The sequence below is a fragment of the Pseudomonas sp. MF08817 genome, from assembly GCF_059862705.1.
Window position 1 is genome coordinate 1 of record NZ_JCBCUY010000075.1, and the last position, 7,329, is coordinate 7,329.

The 7,329-nt window shown below is 56.4% G+C and carries 8 protein-coding genes; all 8 read right to left on the reverse strand.

What is annotated here, in order from left to right:
- Nucleotides 1-104: 104 nt before the first annotated feature.
- The 8 genes from AC19YR_RS24390 to AC19YR_RS24425 are packed head-to-tail and all read right to left on the reverse strand — an operon-like array spanning nt 105 to nt 6,798.
- The gene (locus AC19YR_RS24390) at nt 105-653 is read right to left on the reverse strand and encodes a fimbrial protein (RefSeq protein ID WP_500600413.1); all 549 of its coding nucleotides are present in this window, start codon (nt 651-653) and stop codon (nt 105-107) included.
- Between the two features lie 12 nt (nt 654-665).
- Nucleotides 666-1,145, reverse strand: coding sequence for a fimbrial protein (locus AC19YR_RS24395; RefSeq protein WP_095109977.1), 480 nt, complete (start codon nt 1,143-1,145; stop codon nt 666-668).
- 26 nt (nt 1,146-1,171) lie between these two features.
- The gene (locus AC19YR_RS24400) at nt 1,172-1,666 is read right to left on the reverse strand and encodes a fimbrial protein (RefSeq protein ID WP_095110081.1); all 495 of its coding nucleotides are present in this window, start codon (nt 1,664-1,666) and stop codon (nt 1,172-1,174) included.
- 10 nt (nt 1,667-1,676) lie between these two features.
- A complete protein-coding gene (locus AC19YR_RS24405; RefSeq protein WP_095109978.1) occupies nt 1,677-2,258 on the reverse strand; it encodes a fimbrial protein in 582 nt (193 codons plus the stop codon).
- A gap of 21 nt (nt 2,259-2,279) precedes the next feature.
- Nucleotides 2,280-3,041 carry a fimbria/pilus periplasmic chaperone gene (locus AC19YR_RS24410; RefSeq protein WP_500600414.1) on the reverse strand — a complete coding sequence of 254 codons (762 nt, stop codon included), beginning with the start codon at nt 3,039-3,041 and terminating at the stop codon, nt 2,280-2,282.
- Nucleotides 3,038-5,644 carry an outer membrane usher protein gene (locus AC19YR_RS24415; RefSeq protein WP_095109980.1) on the reverse strand — a complete coding sequence of 869 codons (2,607 nt, stop codon included), beginning with the start codon at nt 5,642-5,644 and terminating at the stop codon, nt 3,038-3,040. The genes AC19YR_RS24410 and AC19YR_RS24415 overlap by 4 nt, the downstream gene beginning before the upstream one ends.
- A 19-nt stretch (nt 5,645-5,663) precedes the next feature.
- Nucleotides 5,664-6,224, reverse strand: a complete 561-nt coding sequence (locus tag AC19YR_RS24420) for a fimbrial protein (RefSeq protein WP_095109981.1) — start codon at nt 6,222-6,224, stop codon at nt 5,664-5,666.
- A 52-nt stretch (nt 6,225-6,276) separates the two neighbouring features.
- Entirely contained in the window at nt 6,277-6,798 is a 522-nt protein-coding gene (locus AC19YR_RS24425) for a fimbrial protein (RefSeq protein ID WP_095109982.1), read from the reverse strand.
- Nucleotides 6,799-7,329 lie beyond the last annotated feature (531 nt).

Consider the following 7,329-nt stretch of genomic DNA (forward strand, 5'->3'; position numbering starts at 1 on the left):
CGTTTCGACTTCAAATGTCCTATCGAGGTCATAGGCGAGGTGATGCAAGCAGCCATGGCTATGCGGCATGATGCTCCGGCTTCAATTCAATAACCGTGTTGCACTCAGCTCCTGCAACCGCCCAGCGTAAACGTGGAAGTCACCCTGTAAGCGCCAGGCCCGATGGTCTCGTCCCTAATCGCCTGCGGCTCACCCTGCACATAGGCTTTGAGCTCGATCACGTTGTTACCGTTGGTCAAAACCTGTTTGTCGCTGACGCTGTTGATGGGCAGTGGCTTGTTACTCAGCGTTTCCAGCCCCAGCCCGATACCTGAGGCGCCACTGCCACCATCGAGCGCGAACAAGCCAGGCAACTCGCGGTTTTCGACCCCACCGAACATGACAGTGACCGTATCGCCAATGGTGGTATCGCAATCCTCCAGGTGCAGCTTGAACCCTTTACCCTCCGAACGCGTGTTGATGTAAAGGTGCTTGCTGGTGAGGTCCCAAAGCTGCAGGGTGATGGCTTCATCGCCCGGGCGGATCGTGCAGGCCTGGGCAACCAGATTTCCTTTGAGCCGCAGGTTGTCCACTGCATGCACCATGGGGGCCAAGCCTGCGGTGAGCAGCAACGCCAACAGGCCACGGCCCCAATGAATGTTTTCACGTCCCATAAATCTCGGCTCCTATTGGTATTCGGCCAACAACGTGGCCACCGCCGTGAACGGTGCTGGCGTCAGAACCGAACCGGGCCGTTTGACGGGTACAACTTCCAATGTGGGCGGTGACGACAGGGTGATATTCAGTGGCGTGTTGAGTGAGAACGGCACGTTGTTCTGAAACAGTCGAATGCCCAATTCAGGCACGCTGCTCTGCACCGCCGATGGGTCAAACGTGGTTGCCGTGCCGTTGACACTCAACTTGAGTAACCACGGCAGTGTGTCGGTGCCACATTGGATGGTGTAACCCACGCCCCTGCGGTATTGCACCCCGTCGACACGCTTGATCCCGACATCGCCAAAATCGACTTCAATCGTGCTGCCCGAGTCAATCGTGCACGGCGGAGGCGCGTTCAGTGTTCCGCTGAATGTCAGGTTGGCCGACGCACCACTGCAAAGGCCGATTGAACACAAGGCGAGTAATGCTCGCTGCGGCCAACTTGTCATGGATCGTTCCTCTTTATCAGTGCTCTTCATTGGTACTCGACCACGAGGGTGGCAGCCGCATCGAAAGTTCCGCCCCTCAACTGGCTGCCTGCACGTTTAACCGGCACTGCTTGCACCACCGGAAAGTTGGGATGGGTAAATTTCACCGCCGTATTGAGCGGCCAATCGGCACCGTTGACGAACAGCTTTACGCCAAGATCCGTATTGCGGGTCAGGAGCACCTTGCTATCAAACGAAGCTCCCGTGCCTTTGAGTTCCAGCGTCATCGCGTTGCTGAAGGGGGAGTCGCACGTGACCGTATAAGGCACGTTTCGACGGTAATTGACGCCGTCGATCCGTGACGTCAGCAGGTCGTTGCCAAACGGTATGTTCAGCGTGCCGCCACTGTTAATGACACAGGGCGGAGGTGCAATGATGACTGCGCGGATGTTCAGGTTGGCATCGGCTTGCGCACCCGAACTGACAACCCACAGTAGGCCCGCGCCGATAAACATGGCCCGCGAGCCGGTTAACCTGGTCATTGTTCTGCCCTCACTCATAATTGAGCCTGAAATCCACCACAGCCCGAAATGCCCCGCTGGTCAGTGGCGCAGAGGTTCGCGTGGGCTGGACATTCCAGGTTTGCATGCTGTCGCCGGTGGGTATGAACAGAGGCTCCCCTCTGGCGCCCAACGGCACATCGCGCCCCAGAGCGTCGGTCAAACGCAGTCCCATTCCAGTTACACCCTGCACCTTGACCAATCGCGGGTCATCGGCATCGGCAGGCGCGACAAACGTCACCGAGAGCACCGGTTGATGGGCGCTCCAGACCAGGTTTCCCGTACGCTCGTTAACGATACGGCCCGCGGTTCGCTGACAATCATCGAAGCGCAGTTGAAAAGCCACGGAGTCGGCCTGATCGCCCGCCCGTTGCAACCGACCGGCAGATATGGCGCCCAGGTCGACCGTTTGATACTGGGAGGCCATCTCCACACTGCAAGGGGTTTCATACATGGAGCCCTTCACATTGAGCATCCCGACTGCGCCTTCGACATCCTCTTCATCCGCGGCGTATACCTGCCCCACCAAGGCCACCCATAGGCAGCCCAAAACCTTCACTGTATGCAACTTCATGACGTTCTCCTGCAGCAGGTACTACTGACCAGGCGCTGATGCTTGCGAATTCACCTTGCACGTCCCGCCACTGCACGTGAACGCCAGTAGCGGACGGCCGCCGTAATCATTCACATAGGACAAATACGGCGTCGTACCAAGTGCTTTGGCCGTTGGGCCCAAGGTCTGTGAGCCTTTGGGCGGGACCATCAGCAGCTCGAACTGCGCCAGGGTTTTACCCTCCTTACTGCTGCGCGCATCCACTAGGGTCACGTAGTAAGGCGTTGGGTTGTGCACCCGGTAATGTTGGCCTTCGCGGGTAAGGGTCAGCTTTTCCTGCCAGGGATTGGCAAGGTCTTGCTGGCTGGGTGCGATCGCCTGCGGACGGTAAAACAACTTGATCCGGGTTTGCAGCGCGATTTGCAGGGTGTTGGCCTTGTCGCTGCGCGGCGGAATCTCCCTCAAATTGAAGTAATAGATAGTCTCCCGGTCTTGTGGCAGCGACTTGGCAGCGGGTAATGCCTGCACTTTCACCTGGCTCTGTTTGCCTGGCTCCAATCGCTGAACGGGCGGCAGTACGATCAGGGGCGAGGTGATTTTTTCGCCGGCTTCATCCTCGATCCAACCCTGGGCCAAATACGGAAGCTGGGTATTGTTGTTAGTGATGCTCACGCTGGTGGCGTCTTTGCTTCCATCGAAAATCACACGGGTACGGTCCAGACCGACAGCAGCCCAAGCGCTATGGCTCAAGCCTGAAACCAACAGTGCAAAGACCCAGGGTGCGGGGTGCGAATGAAACATCATGAGGCTGTGTTCTCCGTATCGTTGCGCTTGCCGCTCAGCGCGTCTGGCTTGGGTAAGGATTGATCGGCGATTACCATTTGGCATCGCAGTTGCAGAACATCGGTCAAGCTATCGGCCGGCAAAACGACAGGAAGCGTTAATGTGCAACGCTTGACGCCGCCCCAACTGACGACCATCTGCTGGCCGGCATGAATGCCGCTCAGGTAGACGTTGCCGTCGTCATTCACGATCCCGGTGTCCTGCTGCTTCATGTTTTTCACCGTCGCGCCAAAGGGTGGCGAACTACCATCAGGCAGGCGCAGCACCGCCATGGCCTTCTCACCCGAAATCACGTCAATTGCGCGATAACCGATTGCCCCTTCAGTGAGCGTCAGTTGCGTCACCGATTGTGTGGCTTCGACATTGCTAGGCAGGCTCTCCAAATCGACACTGGCCGCCGTACGCTGATAGCTACCGATGTCGGAAATGACCGCTTTGCCAAAGGCGTTGGTGCGCGTCGGTGCGCCGTAACCCCGCATAGGTACATCGGGTACACCGCCGGTATCGATCATCAGGCGGGTGCCACCCTGGCTGTTGGTACGATGCAGGGCGCCACCATGAGCCGTCAGCGTGCCACCACCGCGAATTGAGGCACCGAGGGTGCGGCTATCGCCTTGTTGGGTGCTGGCGCTCAGATCAATATCGGCCCAATCACCGACATGATTCAGATAGCCGCTGGCAGCGTTGTTGCTGGCGCTCAGTTGATAGCTGTTACGTTCATCGATGCGGTCGCTGTAGCGTGTTGAAAACGTGTTTTGGCCTGCCGCTCTATTTGCATCCAGCGACAGTGTGCCGGTGCGCCCCAATGGCAGGCTGACGGTCAGCGCCATACCGTTGTCCTTATAGTTGTAATCCTGGCTGCGATACATGTTCAGGGACAAGCTCATGTTTTTGACGGACCCCACATTGAAGTAGCGGGATAACGATAGATTCCAGCGCGAACTATCCGGCTGTCCCCAATAAGTTCGTTTGTTATAACTGGCGTAGACAGTGGCTCCCAGGTCACGGAATTGCTTGCTCATCGTTACCGTATAAAGGGCCTTGCTATCGCCAATCGGCCTCCAGCTACTACCACGGTCATTCATTTCGTCGTGCCGCCCGGCAAGTTCACCATTCAACCCGTAATGGCGGGCGTCCAGATATTCCCCCATGCTCAGGAAGTTCTTATCGGAAAACCGATAACCGGCGAACGTTACTTGGCTGTCGTATCGTTCAAAGTTCTTGGAGTATTGAAGACGGTAGGACTTGCCCGACAACGACTCATTCCAAACATCGGCATGGGACTGCGTCACATCCAGCGATACAGCCCCGAATGCCATCAGGTCACGGCCCACACCGAGAGTCAGCGCACGGTAGTTGCTATCAGCTATACCACCGCCCAAAAGCGACCAGCCATTGCTGATCCCCCAGGAGAATTCGCCGGTACCGAAAAAGTCGCCGTCACCACCGTGCTGGAGATTGGACGGTCTGCCGGTGGCGAGCTTGTACCGAATCTGCCCTGGTCGGGTCAGGTAGGGAACGCCTGCCGTATCCATCTGGAATCTCTGCACGGTTCCGTCTTGCTCTTCCACCCGCACATCCAGCGTGCCGGACACCGCATCGCTAAGGTCCTGGATGCGAAAAGGCCCTGCCGCAACAAGCGTTTCATACAGCACACGCCCTTGCTGGCTGATGATGACTTTGGCATTAGTCTTGGCGACGCCTACCACTTGCGGTGCGTAACCACGCAAATTGGGCGGCAGTTGGCTTTCATCCGACTTGAGTGCAGCCCCGGTAAAACGAAAGCTGTCAAACAGGTCCGAATACAAGTAGTCCTCGCCCACCACCAGCCGCGCCTTCAATGACGGAACGGCGCGATACGCGTAATAACGGCTCCATTCCAGTTTCTGACCGACCGGCAACGCCTCACTTCGGTTGTCTACTCGCCCCTGCCAATCGGCCCTCAAACGCCATGCCCCGGCATTGGCTCCCAGTGTTCCGTTACCACTGAGGCTATTGCGGGTGCCGTCTTTCTTTTGATAGTTGGACTGCGCCGTCATGTTGTAGTCAAGCAGCAGCCCGGGCACCCCTTCATCCCAGCGAGAAGGCGGGTCCCAGTTGATGGCGCTGTATTCCAGATAGGCCTGGGGGATGTTGATGTTCAGTGTCGAGGTGGCCAAATCTGCACTGACTTCAACGCCGGCCAAGCCTTTGATATCCAGGCACTGCCCACCTTTCCAGCCGACGAGTGCAGCAACTTCTGAGGCTTTGAGGCCCAGTAGTTCCACCAGATCTTCAGTTAAACAAGCCTGACTGCCCTTGGGGTCATTGTCAGGGGGATAAAACGCGACTGATTGCTCGGCAATAGCCTGGGCATTAACCTGCACCATCATCGAATAAGTGCCAGGCATAACAAACCCACTACGGGCAAACTGAGACAAATCAATATTCGTGCGATCACTCAGATCCAGAACGTCGGTATTGAACTCGATATCCGCGGCACCTAATGCGGTTCCGGCCAGCGACATCAGCCCGCCAAATATACTTGGGCGGAGCGTATTTTTGAGCGTCGACGTATTCAACATGCAAACAACCCATTACTGTTCAAAAGTATTCCAACTTGAACTTCACTGCCGCTGTATGAGCCCCGGCCAACATCGACAACCCATTGCCGACCAAGCGAAGCGTGTAGTGAAGTGTCATGTCACCTTCAGCCAATGGTTGCAGCGCCATTGGCACACCCGGAACACTCTCTTGGCCATTCACATCTTCAATATGAAGAGCGACCCCTTGCGAGTCACCAGAGACCGCAAAGGAACGCCCGCCTCTGTCTCGGGGACCGTCAAAGGTCACGCGCAGGTGCTGCCAGTCAGGCAGGTTTTGGCCTGGGCGAGATGGATCAGGGCGTGTCAATGAACAATTAACCAGACGCAACTCAAAGGGCTGCGTATTGCCCTGCCCGTACCGCAACAGCCGGCCAATGGGCTCGGGAGCCATCTCAATCGTTTGATCGACCGTTGTCACTTCCAGCCCGCAGGCGGAGTCAACCACTTGCCCGCCCAACAGCACTGTCCCATCGCCCTGAGTAGTCGCCTGAGCGAAAACCCAAGGGGCAATGAACACCGTTAAAGAAGAGGCAGCAGCGAGATGCATGAATGTATTCACCGGGATCTCCCACCAGTGTCCCCTGCCACCCGAAAGTGGCAGGGGCGAAGCCTTACTGATAAGCCAAGGTAAAGTTGGCTACCGCACTGAAATCACCCGGAATGATCGGCGCCGTGGCGGCACCTTGTACGTACGCACCGAATTCCAGCGTGTTGTTACCGGCAGTAATAAGTTGCGGGGTCGTTGGAACACCCAGTTCAACGAGCTTATCGCCGTGGGTCATCATGATGCCCACGCCGCCCGCGCCGCCGACCGTACCCAGCGCACCCGGCACTGCTGCGGAGGGCGCACCCGTGAAGGTCGTCGTCACCGTCTTGTCGGTGAGGCCGGTCAAATCGCAACCTTCAAGTTCTATGAACACACTTCTGGGGGTGGACTTCCCTCCCGCCATCAGTTGATGCTTTGCAATCGACCCCAAGTGAACGCTCTGATCGACAGATTCCGGCTTGATGGAACAAGCCCCCGAATGCACCGACCCCAAAAACGTAACGGTGCCGTCCGCCGCTTGCGCAGCGGTAACCGAACCCATCAGCAGCCCAACGGACAGCAGTGCAGTTTTGAACTTACTTTTCATACAGATTTTCACCTAATAAATATCTTGAACTATTCCTGTCACGACTGTGCGCAGGACGTATTAACCCAGCGATATAGTCAGTGCGACTTACAACCCCACTTAATAATTAACCCCCAGACTGTCATGTCATTCAGAGGGCCTCGAGCCGTCGCTGAAAAAGCAACAACCGCTGTTATCAAGAAGGGTTTTTTAGAAGCGCCGAAAGTCTGGAGTTTCCAACTACTTACATCAAAAGTCGGCTCCGTCCGACGCCAGAGGAGTATCCGCGGCCTTTTTTTATATATATGTCGCCCGATTCACCTGAGCAGGTAGGCCGAACAAACCAAACCAAGTAGGAAAAATCCAAAAAAGACTTTGTGAATATTTACTGCAAACTGTAAAAACATGCTTCTTGCAGTTTAATAAGGGCGGCGGCAAAAACTGAGTGCAACACCTGACCTTTCCGGTACGGTGCTGCCCCTATGTCCTATTCCGAACTCAGCGTTGAAGAACGCGCCACCATTCAAATCGGCAATGCCCAAGGCTTCAGCC